Origin of the sequence: Actinophytocola sp., from assembly GCF_035712165.1 — a bacterium.
Taxonomy (GTDB): Bacteria; Actinomycetota; Actinomycetes; order Mycobacteriales; family Pseudonocardiaceae; genus DASYTH01.
The window spans coordinates 1-3,878 of the sequence record NZ_DASTBH010000332.1 but is presented as its reverse complement, the minus strand read 5'-3'; the positions used below and the strand labels follow the sequence as shown (position 1 = coordinate 3,878).

The 3,878-nt window shown below is 71.8% G+C and carries 3 protein-coding genes; all 3 read left to right on the top strand.

Translation table 11 applies throughout. From position 1 onward, the window contains the following. Positions 1 to 528 precede the first annotated feature (528 nt). The gene (locus tag VFO68_RS18665) at positions 529 to 858 is read left to right on the top strand and encodes a DUF4326 domain-containing protein (protein WP_325159594.1); all 330 of its coding nucleotides are present in this window, start codon (positions 529 to 531) and stop codon (positions 856 to 858) included. A 118-nt stretch (positions 859 to 976) separates the two neighbouring features. Then, entirely contained in the window at positions 977 to 2,500 is a 1,524-nt protein-coding gene (locus tag VFO68_RS18660) for an ATP-binding protein (protein ID WP_325159593.1), read from the top strand. A 200-nt stretch (positions 2,501 to 2,700) separates the two neighbouring features. After that, complete coding sequence (locus tag VFO68_RS18655; protein ID WP_325159592.1) at positions 2,701 to 3,849, top strand: DUF932 domain-containing protein; 1,149 nt, start codon at positions 2,701 to 2,703, stop codon at positions 3,847 to 3,849. Positions 3,850 to 3,878: the final 29 nt, after the last annotated feature.

The following is a 3,878-nucleotide window of genomic DNA, read 5'->3' as shown; positions in this document are numbered from 1 at the left end:
GGAATGGTCAGTTCGTTCGCCACCGCCCGAAGCTAAGCCCGGACCTGCCGAAACGACACCGAGCTCTTCGCTCACGCGAACAGCACTACAAGCCCCGCCCAGCCGCCACGGCCGTTCTGGCGTCAGCTGGGCAGGCCGAGCCGTTCAAGCAGCTCCTCGCGGAACTCCACCGCCGATGTCCGCTCCTCCTCGAGACGTGTACGTCCCGCGCCAACGCCCCTTCGACAATCCTCAGCGCCTGCCGCTGCGCCCCGTGTGACCTGGCGAGCCTGACCGCGCTGTTCAGCGCTCTGGCCAGCCGCGTGGGCGCGGGTTCCCGCTCGCGCACCGTCGGCACGATCCGGATCCAGTTGCCGCCGGAATCGACGACGAGGAAGCCGTCGACCAGGCCGAACACTTCCTCCCCCACTCGTCCACGACGCCCGCGCGACCGGGCTCGCGGTGGCCAATCTCGCTTGTCTGAGTCATGTCCTGGCGCGCCGTGAGGTCCACGGCACCGAGTTCGGGACGAGCCCAAGGAGCGCGAACATGGCACACCCGTTAGTCGTTCACTGCAAGCGTGCCGGCTACGACGTCTACATCGGCCGGCCGTCGAAGTGGGGCAACCCGTTCGTGATCGGCCGCTACCCCACCCGCGCGCAGGTGGTCGAGCGCTATCGGCAGTGGCTATTCGAGCAGCCGCACCTGCTCGCCGCGTTCGGTGAGCTGGCCGGCAAGACGCTGGGATGCTGGTGCGCCCCACACGCGTGTCACGGCGACGTGCTCGCCGAGTTGGTCGCGGGCAGCGCATCCGTCGGCGCGGTGGGCGGTGTGGCCCGGCGCCGGGTTGGCACCAGGTGTGGCGTCGCGCCGTTCTGACACCCGTTACGTCGATCCGGCCCGGATGTGATCGTCCGGGCCGGTCGACATGTCGGCAGCCCATTTTCCGGACAGCCGTCGTGAGCCGCTGTCCGGCTGTCTTGGTAGGAGGATCCGCGTGGCCACTGTGGACAAGTCAGGTGCGGCCTTCGCTGTGTGGCTCACCGGGGTCGGCGGGCACCTGGTGCAGGTGCGCGCCACCCCGGGCGGCGGGCCCGGGCCGTCGGGCTTGCTGGACCGGCTCGCCGTCGCCGAGACGACCGACCGGGTCCGTGCCGCGGTCCTCAACTGTGCTCTGCCCTGGCCGCACCTGCCCGTCGCGCTGTCGCTGAGCGCCGAGGCGCACCTGGCCACCCTGTCGGGGGCCGATCTGGCGGTGGCGTGCGCGGTGCTCGCCGCCGCCGGCCACCTGCCCGATGACTGGTTGGCCGAGACCGTGTTGGTGGGCGAGTTGAGCTTGGACGGGCAGCTGCGGCCGGTGCGCGGGGTGTTGGCGGCCGTGTTGGCCGCCCGCCGGGCCGGGCTGCGTCGGGTTGTGGTGCCGCATGCGCTGGCGGCCGAAGCGGCGCTGGTGCCGGACATGCTGGTGCTGGCGGCCCAGCGGCTCGATCAGGTGGTCGGCTATGCCCGCGGCGAGCACGCCCGGCTGCCTGCGGTCGGTCCGACCGCTTCCCCGGCACCTTGCACGCCGCTGGTGGATCTGGCCGAGGTCGCCGATCAACCCGACGCCGTGGCCGCGCTCGAGGTCGCTGCCGCCGGCGGACACCACCTGCTGCTCCTCGGCCGACCCGTATCGACCAGCCGGCTGGCCCACTGTCTGCCCGGTTTGCTGCCGGACCTGTCCGCCGATCAGGCCTTGGAGGTCACCGCGATCCAGTCGATCGCCGGCCTGCTGCCGGCCGAGGCGCCGCTGATCACCCGGCCCCCGTTCGTCACCGTCTCCCCGTCGGCCAGTGTCCCGGAGCTGCTGGGTGGCGGGATCGGCCTGCCCCGACCGGGTGCGGTCAGCCGGGCCCACCATGGCGTGCTGTTCCTGGAGCAGGCCGCCGAGTTCGGTCAGCAGCGGCTGGAAGCCCTGCGGACCGTCCTGGACGACGGGGAGATCCGGCTGGCCCGCCGCGACGCCGTCGTGAGTTTTCCCGCCCGTTGTCAGTTGGTGTTGGCCAGCCTGCCGTGCCGGTGCGGTTCGTCGGGGGCACCGTGTGTCTGCTCGGCCTCAGCGCGTCGCCGCTACCTGGCTCGCCTGGTCGGCCCGTTGCTGGACCGCGTGGAGCTGCGGGTGCGGCTGCAAACTCCCGTCCCGTCGACCGTGCCGCACGTGCCCGCAATGGACAGTGCGGCGGTGGTGCTGCAGCGGGTCCGGCAGGCGCGGCAACGCGCCGCCCGCCGATGGGCTGCGCGCGGTGCGGGCACCAACGCCGAGGTCTCGGTCGCGGTGCTGCGCCGCGAGTCCCGGCTGCCCGACGCGGTCACCGCGCCGCTGGACCAGGCGCTGGCCACCGGTGCGCTGACCCGGCGCGGCGCCGACCGGACCCTGCGGGTCGCCTGGACCCTGGCCGACCTGGCTGGCCACGACCAACCCGACGCCGAACACGTCCTACGCGCTCTGCACTTGCGGGACCGCCGGCCACCGGCCTGCTGAATCCTCCACACCCCAGCCCGCCCACGAGGACCCGATTCACTCGCGGCCCTACCGCGCGACAGGCCCTCGCCCAGCGGGCCGGCACCGCCCGCCCCCAGCGTCTGTTCGAGCCACCGCCCGCGACCGTGGCCGGTCCGGCCAGACGCACCTCCCGTGCTCACCCCGAACCCATCCCGTGTTGCGGTAAGGAGTTGGTTGTCGTGACCACTACGGAATCGGTGTTGACCGCTCGGCATGCCGGGCTGCGGGACATGGCCTCGCTGCTGCGCCGCCAGCAGGACGACAAGCTCGATGTCGTCGTCCCGGCCGACCAGATGCGGTTGGTCGGCGGCGAGTTAGAGATCGACGGGATCGGCGAACCGACCCTGAGCCGGGACGGGGTGACGCCGGTGCCGGGCCGGTTCACCCCGACCGGCACCTGCGACGGCGGGATCGCCGAGAAGCTGGGCATTCCGGTGCGCTACCTGCGGCGCATGCGCGAGGACCACCAGCTCGACCTGTTGGACCACAACGTCAACACCTGGCTGAGCCATGACCCGCGCGAGCGGTTCCTGGTGCGCACCTTCCGCGGCCAGCACGGCCGGTCGGGGATCGCGCGGGCCCTGCTGTCGGACAAGTACAAGATCACCGACAACCTCGACGTGCTCATGTCCGTGCTGGACGGCATCCGCGCCGCCGGGGTGCACACCACCGCGCAGTGCGACCTGACCGAGTCCCGCCTCTACGTCAAGATCAGCTGCCCCGAGGTCTCCGCCTACGCACCCGAACTGCTGCGCGGCTACACCAGCCCGTTTTCCGGCCAGCGCGGCGCGGACAACCCGGTGGTGTGGGCCGGGTTCATCGTCACCAACTCCGAAGTCGGCCACGGCGCATTCAAGATCACCCCGAGGTTGACCGTCCAGGTCTGCAACAACGGGCTGACCATCGACAAGGACGCGCTCCGCGAGATCCACCTCGGCACCCGACTCGAGTCGGGCCAGATCCGCTGGAGCGAGGACACCCGCCGGGCGGTCGCCGACCTGGCCGGCAAGCAGGCCCGCGACGCCGTGCGTACCTTCCTCAACCCCGGCTACCTGCACGCCACGATCGCCGCCGTGCAGGCCGAGGCCGGCATCCCCGTGCAGCGTCCCGCCGAAACGCTGGAGTTCGTCGCCACCCAACTGCGGTTCACCGCCGAGGAACAGGAAACCATCCTCAACCACTTCATCGACGGCGGTGACCGCACCACCGGCGGCGTGCTGCACGCGGTCACCAGCGCCGCGCAAACCCTCGACGACGCCGACCGCGCCTACGACCTGGAACGCCACGGTGTGCCCGCGATGCAGCACGCCGCCGCCTTCCAACGCTGACCCCCACCGCACCCGGCCGGGCCACACCA